Source organism: Ruegeria sp. YTSC192 (genome assembly GCF_059609705.1).
The window spans coordinates 286,901-304,276 of the sequence record NZ_JBXWMG010000004.1; the positions used below are offsets into that span (position 1 = coordinate 286,901).

Consider the following 17,376-nt stretch of genomic DNA (forward strand, 5'->3'; position numbering starts at 1 on the left):
GCGTTAGTCAGATCGTGACGATTTGAACAGGTAGAGAAACACAAACAGCGACCCGATCGAAGTTGTGACGATCCCTACCGGCAGCTCCTGCGGGGCTAAAAGTAGCCGGGACAGAATGTCTGAAAGCGTTAGCAGGATGGCCCCGACGACCGCGGATGTGATCAAAAGATTGCGGTGGAGCGTTCCAGCGATACCTCGGGCAATATGCGGGACCATAAGGCCGACAAACCCGATCACGCCCGCGACCGACACAAAGCTTGCCGTGGCCAAAGCGGCGACCAGAAACATCCGGAATCGCAGGCCTTGCACTGGAATTCCCAGCGTCGAGGCCGTGAAATCCCCAGTCAGAAGGGCGTCGAGCCATCGGCTGCGATAGAGGGAATAGCCCAGGATCAGGGCCAACCCAAAAACGACGATGGGGAAGGTCTCCCATCGGGCCAGACCAAGACCGCCGAGCATCCAGAAAATGACGGAATGCGCAGCGCGGCTGTCGCCCGCGAAAATCAGATAGTTGGTGATGGCCGAAAACAAGAATGATACAGCAAGGCCTGCGAGGATCAGTTTCTCTGGTGCGCTGGTGCGCAGGCTCTGGACCAGAGCCAGAACAATGCCGGATGCGATCAAGCCCCCGCAGAACGCCGCAAGCGGCAGGGTCCAGATACCCAGAACATCACCTGTCACCGTGATGACCAGAACGGCACCCGCAGCGGCCCCGGACGAGAGGCCAAACAAGAACGGGTCAGCCAGATCATTGCGCGTTGTCGTTTGCAAAACGACCCCGACAACCCCCAGCCCGGCCCCAATCACCGCGGCAAACAACGCGCGGGGCAGGCGCAGGTCAAAGACGATCCGGTGCAGAGGGGACATGTCGCCCTCGGTCACGCCAATACCCAGCCCAATCGCGGTGAAAACCTCGGCCAGGGGGATCGGGGTGGTGCCGTAGATCGTCGACAGCAGCAAAAGGGCGGTCAGAATGACCGCCCCCAGCAGGACCGCCTGGCCCGTTTTCGTCATATCAGCTGTTTCCCCGGTGCATCGCCGTTGCCATCTTCTCGATCGCTTCGATATTTGCCGGCCCCGGTGTCAGCTCTTCGTAGCGCAGGCCGATCCAGCGCTCGTTTTTGACCGCATCGGTCTGTGACATCACCGGGTGGTCTTGCAGAAACTTGAAAGTATCCGCCGCGCCATTGCCAGTCTGATAGTCTAGCAGAACAAGGAATTCGGGGTTCGAGGCGGCGACAGCCTCCCACGAGGTGCGGCCCCAGCTTGTGTCCATGTCATGGGTGACGTTGACGCCGCCCGCAGCTGCGATCATCGCGTCGGGAATGGCATATTTGCCTGCGGTAAAGGGCGCATCAGCCGGGCCGTCCAGCAGGAAGACACGGGGTTTGTCCAGCTCGGCGGTTTTCGCCTCGATCGCGGCCAGTTGGTCCTTCCAACCCGAGACCAGCGCGTTCGCTTTGTCCTCGACATGCATGACCGTGCCCAGACGCAGAACGTCGTCAAACAGCAGGTCCATGCTGGCTTTGGGGCGGTCCTTGTTCAGGTGAATGCAGCTTTCGGTCAACACCATGGTCTTGATGCCAAAGGGCTCCAGCGTGTCAGGGGTGACATCACCGCCGGGTTTCATGCCGTAATACCAACCGGCAAAGAACATGTCGGGCTCGACCGCGACAAGGTTCTCTACCGTCGGGTATTTGGGGGCGAGTTCGGGAATGTCACCGCGCTGCGCGTCGAAATCGGGGCTGGTCTTGTACCAGCCGGTGATGCCGGTCAGGCCAACGATGCTGTCCTGAAGGCCAAGTGCAAAGGCCATGTCGGTCATGTTCATGTCATGAACCACGATCCGCTCGGGCTTGGTGTCGAACACCAGCGGTTCGCCGCAATTGTCGATGGTGATCTCATGCGCAGCAGCGCTGCCTGCCAGTGCGCTTAGTACCGCAGCGGACAAGAGTTTCTGTTTCATCGTTTTCTCCTGCTAAGATGAAAGCTTACGTTTTCGGATGTCCAGCGCGGGGATCACGCGTCCTTCGTGCTGGAAACACAAATAGTCAACACCAAAAGTCTCGCGCACGCGGTCCGGTGTCAGAACCTCGGAGACGGGGCCGAAGGCCGTCAGCTTCGCGTTCTTCATCAGGGCCACGTGGCTGGCGAATTCCGGGATCATGACCAGATCGTGGACGATCATCACAACCGTCACGCCCAACTCGGCGACCAAGGACAGCATGTGTCCCTTGGCATCAGGGTCCAGATGGTTGGTTGGCTCATCCAGAAACAGCAGCGAGGGGTTCTGGGCCAAAGCCCTTGCGATATGGGCGCGCTGGCGCTCTCCGCCGGACAGTTTTGCCATCTGCTTGCCCGCCAGATGGGACAGTTCGGTTGTGTCGAGCACGCGCTGTAGGTCAGTCTGGAGAGCCTCGGCGGATTTGTCGGCCCTGATCGGGATTTGCCCCAGCGCCACATAGTCGCGCAGTTTCAGCCGCCCGTCGGGCATTTCCTGCTGGCCGACGACGGCAATCCGTCTGGCCCGTTCCAGCGACGACAAGCTCCGCAGGCTTTGCCCCTGTATGCGCACATCTCCCAGCGCCAGTTTTGCGATACCGCACAACAGATTGAGGAGCGTCGTCTTGCCGGCCCCGTTCGGGCCAGCGACGGCCAAAATCGCGCCTTCCTCAAGCGTGAACGAGGTGTCGCGCAGCAGAACATCCCCGTTCAGGGCGTAGTATTCCAGATTTTCGGCGACCAGAAAGCTCATTCCGTGCCCTCCGGTGGCAGGCTGGGCATGCGTGACAGGGTTTTGGTATAAAGCGCCAAAGGACGGGTCGAGGCGCTGGTCCAGCCATCCTGACTGTCGCGGAATTGATGGGCGAACTCTGCCAAAGCGCTCAGATCGGCGGTGGATTGGATGTCGCCAAACAGATACTGCGCCTTGCCTCTGGCTTGCAGCCCAACCGTCATCGGGCGGTCGCACCCGGCCATACAGTCGATCAGGCGTGTCGAGAACCCGTCAGGCAGTTGGCGGTCCAGTGTTTCTTTCGCCTCACGCGCGGGGATCGGGCCATTGCAGGTGCCGCATATCAGAACAACGTGATCAGCCATGGCACGCGTCGCCAACTTGAGCAAAAGCCAAGCTAAGGGAAAAGCCATGATTTGTGTAAGCACACATTTGTGCCATCGAGCCTCCTTCCAGGACGCCCCGCCCCGGGTTGGTTAATCTGCGATGGCAGGTCTCCTGACTTGCGGGTCGTCGCTTGGCCAACCTTCCCGACCTTGGGGGCCAGTGGTTCTGTGGCGTCGCTCTCCGCTTACAGTTGCGGGGGCAGTCACGGCATTGGCCCTGGGGCCGCACCGTATTCCCATTTTCATCCCCAAGGCACAGGCCGTCGGGAACCATCCAGAGCAGCTAGTCTGCTGGCGCTCATATTGTCAAGCGTCGGAATCGCGTTATTGCACCACGCGCAGGGCCGGTCTGCGGGTCGGTTGATTTGGCCGGGCGCCATCGGTCGGGAACTGGTTGGCCAATGTCAGACCGGCCTGTATCAGATGGGCATCCGGATAGCCTCCGGCCAGTTCGCTCACGGCATCGCGCGCGGCGGGGGTTTCATCGCGCCGCATGTGATGCAGCATCCGCAACAGGGCACGTTCGTCACATGTCAGCTCGTTCCGTGCTTCAACACAGAGCGGGTTGTTGAAAGCCAGACCCAGAGGGCGGGTGTGCAGCGTGGCCTTGATAACCTTGAAGGTCAGATGCGCCAGAACCAGCCCCCGATCGCGCCCCCAACGTTCAGTCGCGACCGTAAAGGCAATTTGCCACGCATGGGATTCCGGCTCGGCGAAGCTGAGGATGAAGTGCCGCATAACCGGTAGCAAACCGCGCTCGAAATCGTCAAATTCGTCGCGGATCACTGTTTCGTCGGATGCCGACCGGTTCATACACGTTCCCTTTCGGTTTCGGGGGTTTGGGTCATCAAGGGGCGGACGTTTTGCGGAAGGGTTTCGGGATCAACAGGCGTTTCAGGACGCGGCGATGCGGCGCAGGCGGGAAAGCTGAGGTCGGCCTGGATCGCCTGCCTCAGTTTCGGTTTCAACGCACAGCCATGGCGGCTGGCAATGGCATCCATGGCCAAAAGGTCGGCAAGGGATTGTCTCATGTCAGATCATCTTCCGGTCACAAAAATTAGACCGGGCGATGATTCCAGGGGGATCTGACTGGGTCAGCATTTAACTGACGAAAAGAGTCGGATAATACAAGCCCTAAGTTTCAGGCGACCTCAGTCAGCGGGCGCAGCAGAAAGTCAGAGGCATGATTGGCCTAAAGTTCGTGCGACCAGGGCGGGTTGGCCCCTGCGCGCGAGACGGTTACGGCGGCGACCTCTGTGCCCAGGGTCAAAGCATCGCGCAGCATGTCCGGGGACAGTGTTTTCAAACCAAGTTTTGTCAGTTGGCCAGCCCTGTCCAACGACGCCAATATCCCCGCGTTGAACGTATCCCCCGCCCCAACCGTATCCACAACCTGCACCGATTTGACAGGGACAGAGACCACAGCACCATTGCTCAGATAGCCCGAAGCGCCCTCGCTTCCACGAGTGACAATGACGGCGGAAGGACCCGCCTGAAGCAGCAGGGGCACCTTGTGGTCGTGGCTTTCAGGGCCGGGAACGATCCAGTCCAGATCCTCGTCCGAGACTTTGACGATATCCGCCTGTTCGATCATTCGGTTCAACCGCGTGCGGTAGCGGGTCTGATCCTGTATGAAACCGGGGCGAATGTTGGGGTCCAACATCACAGCACAGTTCGCACCATGACGCGCCAGCATCGCAGTATAGGCATCCGCGCAGGGCTCGCACGCTAGGCTGATGCCGCCAAAATACAGCGCCGAAACAGCGGGGAGTTGGTCGGGCATGTCGTCGGCCCGCAGCATCCGGCCTGCAGTGTTTTCATCAACAAATGTGTATGTGGCGTGGCCGTCTTTCAGTTGAACAAACGCCAGCGTGGTCGGCCTGTCTGACGCAATGCAGTGCGAGATATCCACATGGCTGGCCCGCAGGTCATCCGCCAGTTGCTGCCCGAACACATCCGAAGACAGACCGGTCAGCAGGCCAACGGGCGCGCCCAACCGGCCCAAAGCGATAGAGGTGTTGAATAAAGCTCCGCCAGAATGGGGAACGAAACCGTCCCGCCCGGACAGGGTCGGCTCGGCAATCATGTCGATCAGGGCTTCACCGCAACACAGGATCATCCCACATCCTTTTCTATTAAGCGTTCAGTTACCGCTGAAGTGCATTTTTACCGAAGTTGTTAGCGCCAACAATGCCAAATTCAGCCTGTTCCGAAACATAAAGGTTCATCGACTGGCGCAGCTCGCTGAAGCGACCGCCCGCGTTGAAGGCATTGCGGAAAGCCTCGCCAAACATCCAACGGTTCTTTTCGACCACGCCACCAACAAGAAAAACGCCACCGGCGGGCATCACGGTAACAGCCATGTCGCCCATCAGCGCGCCCAGATGGCTGATGAACAAATCTGCGGTGCGCACGGCGATCGGGTCATTGCCGTCCCGCGCATCCTGAAGAATGTCTCGGGCGGTGCGAACCGGGGGCCGGGTCTGCCCCGCAGCCATGCCCGTGGCCTGATACAGGATTGGCAGGCCGGTTCCACTGAGGAACATCTCAGCCTCAAGCACCAGGCTGTTGTCGAAAAAGCATTCGGGCGCCAGATGGCGTGCGGCGTCGAAGACATCGACCTCGTCCCGCGTGCGAGGGGACAGGCCCACATGGCCGCCTTCGCCCGAAACGGTGTGGAAATGCCCCTCGGAGTAGAGCAGCGCGCCGACGCCTAAACCGGTTCCAGGCCCGACGACCAATCGCGTGCCCATCGGCGGAGTGGCAGAGCCTTGCAGGACAGATACGTCCGACTCTGTCACTTCGGCCACGGACCAAGCTGCTGCAGTAAAGTCATTGATCACGTAGGTGTTGGTGGCACCTGTCGCCCGGGCAAGGGCGTCCTCGGACAGGTCCAAATTCGCGTTGGTCAGTTGGATACGGCCGTTGCGCACCGGTCCGGCCCCGGCTGCCACAACGGCTTGCGGCGCTGTGCCGACCTCATCCCGCAGATCATGCAGGGCGTCCAGCAGATTGGTCAGGGTGCCCGTCGGGTGCTTGTGCAATGAGATCAACTGACCATCGGCAACAACGCCCAGACGCGTATTGGTTCCGCCTATGTCGGCCACCAATGTCCAGTGCGGGCGCAAAGTCCCGGATGGCTGGCGATAGGCCTGCCGTTCCGCAGCGCCTTTGGAAAGTGCGGCCTTCACGGCTGCGAATGAGGCTTTGGGCCTGCGTTCCAGCGTCTCAAAATCCACGTCTACCAATCCAAACCGTTTTTCATAACCAAAGGCCCATTCGTAATTGTCCAGCAAAGACCAGATGAAATACCCTTTTACTGGCACGCCTGCGGCCAACGCCTGTTGAACCGCTGCCAAGTGACCATCCAGATATGCGATGCGATCATCATCCTGCTGGCGTTCGGCGCTCGCCATGCCGTTCTCTGTAACATAGATCGGAAGACCGCCGGTATAGTCTTCTACGGTTCTTTTCAGAAATCGGGTCAGGGCGGCGGGGTCGATTTCCCATCCCATCTGGGTTTTGGGCAGAGGGCCGGGCACTTCGGTCAGGCTGGGCCATGCACTGTCCGCCGAGGTGATCAGTTTGCGGGTGTAGTAGTTCAATCCGCACCAGTCGACAGGTGCCCCGATGGTGTCGAAATCATCTTGCCAACCCTCGGGCAAATGCGGCTCCAGACCCTTCAGCACGTTGTCAGGATAGGCTTTTTTGAACACGCCGCCCAAGAAAAACCGGTTGTAAATCCCGTCATAGAGGGCTGCAGCCTGTTGTGCAGCTGGGCTGTCGTCCGCTGGTTCAGCCCATTCGAGGTTGAAGACTGCGCCAAGATTGGACATGCCCAAGCTGCGCATTGCCTGAATGGCGCTGCCATGGGCCAGAAGAACGTGATGCATCGCACGTGCAGCCGCGCGAATATCACGCAAACCCGGTGCGTGGTGGCCTTCGAAATGGCTGAGCCAGCTGACGCACCAAGGCTCGTTGATTGGTGCGACCGAATACATGCGGTCTCCGATCCGACCCATGATCACCTGAGTGAAATCGGCGAACCACCCGGCGATATCCCGATTGCGCCAGCCCCCCAGATCTGCAAGTGCCGAAGGTAGCTCCCAATGGTAGAGCGTTGCACAGGGCCGGATGCCGCGTTCAAGCAGCGCGTCCGTCAGGCGGTCGTAATAATCCAGACCGGCTTGGTTGACCGGCCCCCGTCCTTCGGGCAACACGCGCGCCCAGCTGGTCGAAAACCGATAGCCGTCAAACCCAGCTTCCTTAACCAAATCAAAGTCTTGTTCGAACCGGTTAAAGTGATCGCAGGCAAGCGCGCCGTTTTCGCCCCGTACCACGTTGCCGGGGGCTGCAGCGAAGCTGTCCCAGTGGGTCTGGCCAGCGCCGCCCTGAGCATGGCCTTCGATCTGATAGGCGGATGTTGCGACCCCGAACAGAAAGTCGTTGGGAAAGTCGCTGCGTGTGTATTTCATAGCCGCACCTCATTGGGCGCAGGCCCGGTCGATCTTCCGACAACCAGCTCGGCCTCAAGCAATCGCGTTTGCACCACCGCATCCGGAGACTTGATCCGTTGGATCAGCATCTCGGCTGCCATTTCGCCGGCGTCCCGAACCGAAGATCGCGTTGCAGTGAAGATCGGCACATCCTGACCGTTTTTCAGATAGGAAAGGTCATCGTCATGGGCGATGACCGAAATGTCTCGTCCCATCTGTAGCCCGGCTTCCTCAAGCGCGCGACGCACACCGATCGCCGAAATCATTGACGCAGCCAAAATCGCAGTCGGAGGCTTCTTAAGCTGAAGCATCTGCTGGGTTTCCCTGTGACCATAGACTTCGGTCATTTCGGCGCTGCGCATCAAAGCGGGGTCTGGGATCAGCCCGGACTGTTGCAGGGCGTCCAGATAACCGGCGCGACGGCGTTGGGCAAAGTCCATATCCTCCAGCCCGTTGATCAGGGCGATACGGCGGTGGCCCAGATCAATCAAAAACTGCGTCGCACGCTGGAACGAGCTTTTGTTGTTCACATCAATCCAGTCATATTCAGCCTGCACCCCGGTCGAGCGGCCATGAACGATGAACGGCACCGCCATGCGCGTCAGAACTTCGATCCTTGGCTCATTGACTTTGGGACCCTGCAGTACGACACCATCGACTGCACCGCGTTGAAATAGATTGCGATAGGCCGCCTCGATCGAGGTGTCATCGGCATTGGTGAACATCATGTCATAGCCATGCTCGGCATAGGTTTTTGACGCTCCGGCGACGAAATCGCCGAAGATCGGGTTTACCATTTCATGCCGTGATGAGCTGGGGATAACGTGACCGATGACCATGGACCTGCCCGTCGCCAACCCTTTGGCGCGGCTGTTGGGGCGGTAGCCGTGCTTGGCTGCTGCAGCCTCGACCCGCAGGCGTGTTGCAGCGTTGACCTCAGGATAGCCGTTCAGCGCCCGACTGACCGTGGTTTGCGAAAGGCCCAGTAGTTCTGAGAGTTGCTTTAGGTTCATGGGTAGTCAAAGCGCCTTCAAACCGAAGGCTTGCGCTGGTTAGGTCCTGTTTTGTGTTCCCGCCAACCTGTTGTGACAACAGACAAGCTTGTTTTTCTGACTTATTCGAAAAATAGACTCATTGACAGACCAAAAATGTTAGCGGATAACAATTATCATTCAAAGCGCTTTGAATGAGATGCAACGAAGGCGCTGGGGAGTATTGGGAGGAGAATTCATGAAACGCACGCTGTATGCAGGTGTGGCCACGTTTGCCCTGACTGCCGGGGCTGTTCACGCACAGGGTCAAATGATCCATTCGGTTGGTGAGGGAAATTTTGACTGGGACGGTTTTCAGGCTTTTGCAGACGCTCATGACCTAAGCGGCCAGGACCTGACCATTTTCGGCCCCTGGCTTGCGGGCGAAGGGCAATCTTTCGAAAATCTGGTCGCCTATTTCGATGAGGCAACAGGCGCAAACTCAAGCTATGTCGGGTCAGACTCGCTGGAACAGCAGATTTTGATCGACGCGGCAGCCGGATCAGCGCCAAACCTGACGGTTTTCCCACAGCCCGGCCTTGCGGCGAACATGGCCAAGAACGGCTATCTGACGCCACTTGCCGAAGGATCGGCAGACTGGATCAAGGATAATTTCGCCGCTGGTCAATCCTGGGTCGATCTTGGAACCTTTGAGAACGCAGGCGGAGCCAAGGACTTTTACGGCTTCTTCTTCAACGTGAACGTCAAGTCTCTGGTCTGGTACGTCCCCGAAAACTTCGAGGATTTCGGCTATGAAGTGCCACAGACCATGGAAGAATTCAAAGCGCTTATGGACCAGATGGTCGAAGATGGTGAGACGCCGCTCTGCGTCGGCCTCGCATCCGGTGGCGCGACGGGTTGGCCCGCGACGGATTGGGTTGAGGATCTGATGCTGCGCACGCAACCGCCTGAGGATTACGACCAGTGGGTGTCGAACGAGATGAAGTTCGACGATCCCCGCGTGATCGCCGCGATCGAGGAATATGGCAGCTTTACCCGCAATGATGACTATGTGGTCGGGAATGCGGATGACACGGCGGCGATTGACTTCCGCGACAGCCCCAAGGGCCTGTTTGACAGCCCACCGGCTTGCATGATGCACCGTCAGGCCTCGTTCATTCCGGCGTATTTCCCGGAAGGGACCGAGCTGGGCGTGGATGCCGATTTCTTCTATTTCCCAGCCTATGCCGAAAAGGATCTGGGCACCCCTGTTCTGGGCGCAGGAACGCTGTTCACGATCACGAATCAAAGCCCGGCGACAGAGGTGTTCATGGAGTTCTTCTAAACCCCGTTCGCGCACGAGATCATGATGTCTCAGGACGGTTTCCTGACGCCGCATCTGGGGGCAAATCCTGCGAACTATGCCAATGACACGCAACGTGGACAGGGTGAAACTCTGACCAACGCCACCACGTTCCATTTTGACGGCTCTGACCTGATGCCGGGCGCGGAAAATCCACTCTGCTGCGTATGATTGCGGGGTTGGAAAAGATCACCGGAGGTACGCTTGAGATCGAGGGGCAGGTCATGAATGACGTGCCACCCGCGCAGCGCGGCATCGCCATGGTGTTCCAGTCCTATGCCCTCTATCCGCATTTGACAGTGCGCGAGAATATGTCCTTTGCGCTCAAGATCGCCAAACGGCCCACCGCCGAGATCGACGCCGCTGTTGATCGCGCCGCGCAAATTCTGCAACTGGACCCATATCTTGATCGTCTGCCTAAAGCCCTTTCCGGCGGTCAGCGCCAGCGCGTTGCGATCGGGCGGGCAATCGTGCGGGACCCCAAGGTCTATCTGTTTGATGAGCCTCTCTCGAACCTTGACGCCGCACTGCGCGTCGCCACCCGGATCGAGATCGCGCGCCTGAAAGAGGCGATGCCAGATAGCACCATGATCTACGTAACCCATGATCAGGTCGAGGCGATGACCTTGGCTAGCCGCATCGTTGTGCTGGCCAACACGGGCATTGCCCAGGTTGGAACCCCGCTTGAGCTGTATGAAACCCCCGACAATGAGTTCGTGGCCCAGTTCATCGGCTCGCCGTCGATGAACCTGTTGCCCGGAACAATCACCGGCACCGGGCAGATGACGACGATAGCGCTGGAGGGCGGAGGCATGGCGATGTCCGCGATCCCGACCGGGCCTGAAGATGAAGGCAAGCAGGTAAACATCGGCGTCCGGCCCGAAGATTTCACGATGACGGATAGCGATCCGATCCTAATCGGTGAGGTTGATTTCACCGAAGCTTTGGGTGAGGTGACTCTGCTCTATTTTGCAAAAATCAACGGCGCGGATCAGGTCATCGCCAAACTACCCGGTATCCAACGGAACCTGCGCGGGCAGAAGGTTTCGGTCACAGCACGGCCGGAAAAAGTGCATCTGTTCCATAACGGTCTGTCCATGCGCAAGTGATTTAGCGCGCGGCTTCAAGCCGCTTGACAACTCAATCAACCCTGTTCAACCATTATTGAAACGTTTCAATGGTGGTGAATGCGGGTTTCTGCGCAGCTATACACAGTTCGGAATTGTGGTGATCTAAGCGATCAACTGCAATTGGCAGCGGCCTGTGGCTATGCAGATGTCGAAACGACCGGGTTGCACGAGCTGACGGTGCCTCAGATGGCCGGGATCGTTGCGCAATCGGGTGTGCGGGTACGTTCGGCGCATTTCGACTGGGAAGAGTTCGAGGGGCGCTTACCCGAAATTCATGACCTTTTGGAACGATTGGAATGCCCGGTTGCCGTCATGCCATGGCTGGCACCAGAGGCGCGGCCCGACACGGCCGAGGGATGGAAGGCAGTGTCGGGCCAGTTGTCACAATGGGCGGCGCAATTGTCCGGCTCGGGTGTCAAGCTGGCCTATCACAACCACGATTTCGATCTGGTCGGATACCCCTCGCAAACACCGTTGGAGATGATCCTGGAGACGGGGAACGTCTTTTGGCAGCCCGATATCGGTTGGCTGGGGGCGGCCAATCTGGACCCGGCTGAAATGATAGGCCGATATGCCGATCGTGTGGTCTCGGTTCATGCAAAGGACGTGGACCCGGGCCAACAGGGCGATGCCCGGTGGCGGGATCTGGGGCAGGGCGACATAGACTGGAACGCGGTTCTTGACGCGCTGGATCGCACAGCCTGTTCCGATCTATTTGTCGAACATGACGAACCCACTTGCCCTGCGACCACGCTGACAACAGGCAGGTGCTTTCTGACCGACCTGATGAAAGGTCGCGTCTAGATGGCCCGCGCGACAATCAAATCTATCGCCAACCAGACAGGCTACTCCGTCGGGACCGTATCCAATGCCCTGCGCGGAGAGGACTCGGTCAAGCGGGAAACCCGTGAAGAGATACAGAAAGTGGCATTGGAGCAGGGCTACAAAGTGAACCTCGCCGGGCTGAAACTGCGCACCAACAAATCCTACCGGATTGCGGTACTGGTGGGTGTGTCCACCGACGCAACGGAGGAATGGGAGGGCGTAGAATTCACCCGAATTGTAGCCGGTATTTCAACCGCTTTGCAGGGATCACGCTATGAGCTGAGCGTATGCAGTGTGACTGATCTGGACGACGCGATGTCCGCCCTGCGCACGATCGTGCAGGAACGCTCGGCGGATGGGGTGATCTTTTCGGGCACCCGACGCAGCGACCCGCGGATTGCCTATCTGCAAGATCAGAAAATTCCCTTTGTGACCTATGGCATGAGCGACAGTCCTGAACCTCATCCTTATGTTGATTTCGATAGTGAAAGCGCGGCTCGTGACGCAACAGAGCGGTTGTTGCGTTTAGGCCATCGCAAGATCGCCCTGATCAACCCGCCTGCCGATCTCGTATATGCCGGGCAGCGTCAGGCGGGCTATGCCGCCGCACTACGGGCGGCGAGCGTCCCTGTTCAACCCGATCTGATCTACAACGGCCCGACAACGGCGCAAAGCGGCCACAACGCTTTTCGCAGCCTGATGCAACGTAAAGACCGCCCGACCGGCGTCATTTGCGCCAATGAGGCGATGACGCTGGGCGTTTTGTCGGCCGCCGCCGAAGATGGCATCAGGGTCGGACGCGATGTTACGGTCATTTCGACCGATGACCTCCTGCTCAGCAAGTATTTCGTGCCCGCACCCAGCGCGTATTACGTGCCGATTGACGAAACCAGCCGGTTGCTGGGCGCGTTCATGTTAAAATCACTAGACGGGGTCGATCCGTCCGAAATTCAAAAGAAGATCAGGGCCACGTTGATCGAGCGGCAACCTGACACGCCTCCGCCGAACCCGGCGATCTGACCTGACCCAACAAAGGAGAAACCAAACATGTTCAAACATCTACTTGCCGCCGCTGCCGTTGCCACGATGGCGGTCCCAGCCGCCTTCGCCGCCGATTTAGAAGGTCGCGTTCTGAAGATCGGAACGGATGCGACCTATCCTCCGATGGAAACCGTCGACGAAACGACGGGCGAGATCGTGGGCTTTGACGTCGACGTGATGAACGCCATTTGCGAGCGCGTGAACTGCGTGCCGAATTTCGTCAACACTGCGTGGGACGGCATCTTTGCAGCCCTGCAGCAAGGCGAGTTCGATCTGGTCATCTCGGGCGTTTCGATCACACCGGAACGGGAAGAGACAATGGATTTCTCGGAGCCGTATATCGTGGTCAGCCAGGCCATCCTGCTGCAAGTCGACAAGGGCGACACGACCTTGGACGACTTCAAGGCCGGAGGTTTGAAACTGGCTGCTCAAACCGGAACAACCAACGCGCAGCTGGCGGAAGAGCTGGTCGGGCGCCAGAATGTCAGCCTCTATGACAATTTTTCGGCCGCTATTCTGGCGCTGCAGAACGCGGACGTCGATGGCGTGATCATCGACGGAACCTCGGCCACTGCCTATGAGCAGGAGTTCGCGGGCGAACTGACCGTGGGGATCACGGGTCTGCAGTCCGACCCGCTGGGCATCGTGTTTCAGGAAGGCGATCCCACCGTTGATGCGATCAACGAAGGTCTGACGGCAATTCAACAAGACGGCACGTTGGATGGGCTGAAAGCCAAATACTGGGGCACCAACTGATCCTTTGAACGCCCTCCAACCCCGGCGGAACCTGCCGCCGGGGCTTTGACTTAGCGGAGAACCCCATGTCGCGCCTCAGCTCGATCCGCCCGAGCAACCTCGTGTTGCTCGCAGCCGCGCCGTTTATCATCTATCTGTTTGCCACCTCGTCCAAATATTTGCGATCTCTGATTGCCATTCTGGGGATCGGCAACAATGCGGGGCCGATATTCGTGGGGTTCGTGCTGGTTCTTGTGACGGCGATCCTCGGCTATCTTTGTGCGCGCCACACCCGGTTCGAAGCGCAAGCGCCCGCATGGCTTCGCCTGTCGGCTTTGGCGGCGTTTCCGGCGGCGGTTGGCCTGTCCATTCTGGCGTTTGTCGCCCCGCATGTCCTGATGCCCTTCGCCGAATCCGTCTTTTTTCATGCGCTCAGCGAGAATACCTCAACCCTCATTGACCGCTCCGACCAAACGTGGGTTCTGTTTCCCGAAGCGGTGGCACAGGTTCAAAGCGGCCTGCAGGGTCTTTTGGCTGTCTATGCCGTGATCATCGCGCTGTGCCTGATCTCGGGTCGTTTGACGAAACCTCTGCGCGGGCGCGTGCAGCTTGGGTTCGAAATTCTGACGGGCGCCGCGCTGTTCTACCTGATGTTCATGGCTCATTGGCAATTCGCAACAGGTGTGGCCATCACGTTTCGCGCGGCGATCTTTGCCTATATCTTCGCCGCGATCCTTGGTCTGATCTGGGTGGGGCTACAGTCTTTCAAGCCAAAGGCGCGGACAACGATGGTCTACGGCGCGATCAGCCTTGCCTTGCTTGCGGTGTCCACCTTTTTCTTCATGCAGCCCAAAGTCAGCTATGTCCTTGTCGGCGATACCGAGGGCCGAATTGCCATCGTACGCGGCACCCCTCAGGCTCAGGCCGATGTGATCCGCTTCGGCGAATTCGAAGGGGGCGGCGATCAGCAAGTCCGAATCCGGAGCGCCCCGGACGCTACGTCCGCGATTGAGCAGATTGAGACCGTCGAAAGCGTCTCGGGCGCCTTTGTTCCAGTTGAGGCCCACTCGCAGGGCTACCCTGTAATCTGGCAAACCAGCTTTCTGCCCGACAAATTTCGAAATCCGGGGTTGGCTTTCGCTGTCTTCGGTTTCCTTCTACTGACGCTTACGATCGGTGGCTCCCAACACAAACTGCACCCGCTTGCGGTCGGGGCCGAGTTTTTCGTGGACACGATCCGAGGCATACCGATGCTGGTGATCATCCTCTATATCGGCCTTCCTCTGGCGGGCGCGGTCAAGGATGCCACCGGTGGCGGGATCGACATGACCAACATGACCCGCGGGATCATCGCCATTTCGGTTGGGTATTCCGCCTATATGGCCGAGATCTTCCGATCCGGCATCGAAGCGATACCCAAAGGCCAGCTTGAGGCGGGCAGTTCACTAGGTTTGTCGCGCTGGCAAACTGCGCGGTTGATTGTGTTACCGCAGGCCCTGCGGATCGTGACACCGCCCCTGGGCAATGAGTTCATCGCGATGATCAAGGACACCTCGCTGCTGTCGATCCTGTCGGTCCGGGACATGACCCAACGCATGCGTGAATTTCAGGCCTCCAGCTTCCTGCCATTTGCGCCCTTCAATACAGCGGCGATCCTTTATGTCGTGATCACTTTGGGCTGCGCCAGCTTCCTGAAATGGATCGAACGGCGAACCGCGAAGGACACCAGATGAGCAAGCTTGAACTGGGGGTTTGCTATTACCCCGAACAATGGGACCCGTCCCAATGGCGGGACGATGCCGCGTGTATGGTCGACATGGGCCTCGATTGGGTGCGGATTGCCGAGTTCACCTGGGGCCTGATCGAACCCCGGCGCGGTCAGTTCGAATGGGGTTGGCTGGATGAGATCATCGGGATTCTGGGCGACGCTGGCCTGCAGGTCATGATGTCTACTCCAACGGCCTCGCCGCCGAAATGGCTGATCGACGAGTATCCAGAGATTTTGCCCGTCGGCCCTGACGGTCGCCTGCGCGGCTTTGGCTCGCGACGGCACTATTGCTTTTCCAGCAATGTCTACCTTGAGGAGTCCAAACGGATCGCCACCGAATATGCCCGGCGCTATGGGCAAAACCCGCATGTTCACGCGTGGCAAATCGACAATGAATACAATGACCACGACACTGTCCTCAGCTACTCGGATGTTGCCCGCAGCGGGTTTCGCCGGTGGCTGCAAGAGCGCTATGGTTCGATTGAAGAACTGAACCAGAGATGGGGTACCGTCTTCTGGGGCACGCAATACGCAAGCTTTGACCAGATCGAGCTACCAAACGGTTTAGTTGCGGCCCCGAACCCCACGCAATCATTGGATTTTGCGCGCTATTCGTCAGACCGGGTCCGGCTGTTCAACAAGGCGCAGGTGGAAATTCTGCGCACGCATTCGTCGGGCCGGGACATCACGCATAATTTCATGGCGGGCAGTTTTGAGTTTGATCACCACGCGGTAGCCGCCGATCTGGATATCGTAGGGTTCGACAGCTACCCACTGGGCAATCTGCTGGGATCATCCCTGTCGGATCAGGACAAGCATCGCTACTTGCGAACCGGGGCACCGGATTATCAGGGATTTCACTGCGATCTTTATCGCTCTCAAGGGCGTGGGCGCATGTGGGTGCTGGAACAACAACCCGGTCCTGTCGATTGGGCGGAAAAAAACCCGTCGCCCGCAGATGGTGCGGTCCGGTTGTGGACATGGGCAGCCTATGCTCATGGTGCGCAGGCGGTGATGTTCTTTCGCTGGCGGCAGGCGAGGTTCGCTCAGGAACAGTTCCACACCGCGCTTTTGCGGTCGGATGGCAGTCCGGATCAGGCAGCGGTTGAGCTGGCGCAGGTGGTGAAGGATCGCGGGACTTTGCCACCGGCCAAAAGGCAGAAGGCCCAAGTTGCAATGCTGATCGACTATACGTCGATCTGGGCCGCGGACATCCTGCCGCATGACGATGATTTTCCCAATACGAACATCCTGCGAGACTGGTACGCTGCCTTGCGCGGGTTCGGCGTCGATCTGGACTTTGTCGGGCCGGAGGATGACCTCGATGGCTATGCCTTGATCGTTTTGCCGCAGAGCATGATTGTCAGCGACGGGTTGGCCTCAAGACTTCAGGCGACATCAGGAAAACTGTTGATCGGGGCGCGATCGGGCAGCAAGACGCCGGATATGCACAGCCCGGACACCCTCGCGCCGGGAGTGTTGAGCGACTTGACAGGTGTTCGCGTTTTGCGGGTCGAATCCTTGCCGGATCTTGCGGACGAAGCCGTTCAATTGGGCGACCAAAACCCGCTTCCCTTCACGGGTTGGCGTGAAATTATCGATACAAGTGAAGAGGTTATCGGCCAATTCGTCAGTAGATATCAGAATGGCAGCCCGGCGGTCATACGCTCAGACAGGGCGACCTATCTTGCGATGGTCCCGAGCGGCGCGTTGCTACAAAACATCTTGCGCGACGTGTTGGATTGGGCTGGGGTGGAGGTCTTCGAAACGCATCAGGATTTGAGGCTGACCCAATGCGGGGACCTGCGCTTTGCCTTCAATTTCGGCGATCAAGACCAACTACTGCCGATGAACTCAAAACGCTCACTTCTGGTCGGAGAAGACCCGGTAGCCCCGCACAGCCTCGCAATTTGGATGGAATAGCGCG

14 protein-coding genes, 3 pseudogenes and 1 riboswitch are annotated in these 17,376 nt (G+C 58.7%); of the genes and pseudogenes, 7 read left to right on the top strand and 10 right to left on the bottom strand.

Translation table 11 applies throughout. The features are described from left to right. Window positions 1-3: 3 nt before the first annotated feature. The 10 genes and pseudogenes from AC2FD8_RS08455 to AC2FD8_RS08500 all read right to left on the bottom strand — a co-directional run bounded on the left by AC2FD8_RS08455 (window position 4) and on the right by AC2FD8_RS08500 (window position 8,629). Window positions 4-1,014, bottom strand: coding sequence for a FecCD family ABC transporter permease (locus tag AC2FD8_RS08455; protein WP_496854947.1), 1,011 nt, complete (start codon window positions 1,012-1,014; stop codon window positions 4-6). 1 nt (window position 1,015) lies between these two features. Then, window positions 1,016-1,966, bottom strand: a complete 951-nt coding sequence (locus tag AC2FD8_RS08460) for an ABC transporter substrate-binding protein (protein ID WP_496854945.1) — start codon at window positions 1,964-1,966, stop codon at window positions 1,016-1,018. Window positions 1,967-1,978: 12 nt separating this feature from the next. Continuing rightward, window positions 1,979-2,755, bottom strand: a complete 777-nt coding sequence (locus tag AC2FD8_RS08465) for an ABC transporter ATP-binding protein (protein WP_496854943.1) — start codon at window positions 2,753-2,755, stop codon at window positions 1,979-1,981. After that, complete coding sequence (locus AC2FD8_RS08470) at window positions 2,752-3,099, bottom strand: DUF1636 family protein (protein ID WP_496854941.1); 348 nt, start codon at window positions 3,097-3,099, stop codon at window positions 2,752-2,754. Before AC2FD8_RS08470 ends, AC2FD8_RS08465 begins: the two co-directional genes overlap by 4 nt. Before the next feature lie 106 nt (window positions 3,100-3,205). After that, window positions 3,206-3,410, bottom strand: a riboswitch (cobalamin riboswitch). A gap of 34 nt (window positions 3,411-3,444) precedes the next feature. Further along, entirely contained in the window at window positions 3,445-3,933 is a 489-nt protein-coding gene (locus tag AC2FD8_RS08475) for a hypothetical protein (RefSeq protein WP_496854939.1), read from the bottom strand. Continuing rightward, window positions 3,930-4,151 (bottom strand): hypothetical protein, encoded by a 222-nt coding sequence (locus AC2FD8_RS08480; RefSeq protein ID WP_496854937.1) that lies wholly within the window; start codon window positions 4,149-4,151, stop codon window positions 3,930-3,932. Before AC2FD8_RS08480 ends, AC2FD8_RS08475 begins: the two co-directional genes overlap by 4 nt. Before the next feature lie 161 nt (window positions 4,152-4,312). Continuing rightward, the gene (locus tag AC2FD8_RS08485) at window positions 4,313-5,239 is read right to left on the bottom strand and encodes a carbohydrate kinase family protein (protein WP_496854936.1); all 927 of its coding nucleotides are present in this window, start codon (window positions 5,237-5,239) and stop codon (window positions 4,313-4,315) included. Between the two features lie 28 nt (window positions 5,240-5,267). Beyond that, window positions 5,268-6,311: a glucokinase gene (locus tag AC2FD8_RS08490; RefSeq protein ID WP_496874300.1), complete on the bottom strand. Its 1,044-nt coding sequence runs from the start codon at window positions 6,309-6,311 to the stop codon at window positions 5,268-5,270. Then, a pseudogene (locus AC2FD8_RS08495) lies at window positions 6,294-7,595 on the bottom strand (GH1 family beta-glucosidase); the annotation flags it as partial. The pseudogene AC2FD8_RS08495 and the gene AC2FD8_RS08490, both read right to left, overlap by 18 nt. Next, window positions 7,592-8,629, bottom strand: a complete 1,038-nt coding sequence (locus AC2FD8_RS08500) for a LacI family DNA-binding transcriptional regulator (RefSeq protein ID WP_496854934.1) — start codon at window positions 8,627-8,629, stop codon at window positions 7,592-7,594. The pseudogene AC2FD8_RS08495 and the gene AC2FD8_RS08500, both read right to left, overlap by 4 nt. 217 nt (window positions 8,630-8,846) lie before the next feature. On the opposite strand from AC2FD8_RS08500, the pseudogene AC2FD8_RS08505 reads away from it, so the two are divergent. From AC2FD8_RS08505 to AC2FD8_RS08535, 7 genes and pseudogenes are all read left to right on the top strand, one after another. Continuing rightward, a pseudogene (locus AC2FD8_RS08505) lies at window positions 8,847-10,094 on the top strand (ABC transporter substrate-binding protein); the annotation flags it as partial. Next, window positions 10,088-11,059 (top strand): annotated as a pseudogene (locus AC2FD8_RS08510) (ABC transporter ATP-binding protein); the annotation flags it as partial. The pseudogenes AC2FD8_RS08505 and AC2FD8_RS08510, both read left to right, overlap by 7 nt. Before the next feature lie 78 nt (window positions 11,060-11,137). Further along, window positions 11,138-11,884: a sugar phosphate isomerase/epimerase family protein gene (locus AC2FD8_RS08515; protein WP_496854932.1), complete on the top strand. Its 747-nt coding sequence runs from the start codon at window positions 11,138-11,140 to the stop codon at window positions 11,882-11,884. Continuing rightward, a complete protein-coding gene (locus tag AC2FD8_RS08520) occupies window positions 11,885-12,925 on the top strand; it encodes a LacI family transcriptional regulator (RefSeq protein WP_496854930.1) in 1,041 nt (346 codons plus the stop codon). It begins immediately after the preceding gene. A 27-nt stretch (window positions 12,926-12,952) separates the two neighbouring features. Beyond that, entirely contained in the window at window positions 12,953-13,702 is a 750-nt protein-coding gene (locus tag AC2FD8_RS08525) for a basic amino acid ABC transporter substrate-binding protein (RefSeq protein ID WP_496854928.1), read from the top strand. A 65-nt stretch (window positions 13,703-13,767) separates the two neighbouring features. After that, a complete protein-coding gene (locus AC2FD8_RS08530; RefSeq protein ID WP_496854926.1) occupies window positions 13,768-15,414 on the top strand; it encodes an amino acid ABC transporter permease in 1,647 nt (548 codons plus the stop codon). Further along, window positions 15,411-17,372, top strand: a complete 1,962-nt coding sequence (locus AC2FD8_RS08535; RefSeq protein WP_496854924.1) for a beta-galactosidase — start codon at window positions 15,411-15,413, stop codon at window positions 17,370-17,372. The genes AC2FD8_RS08530 and AC2FD8_RS08535 overlap by 4 nt, the downstream gene beginning before the upstream one ends. Window positions 17,373-17,376 lie beyond the last annotated feature (4 nt).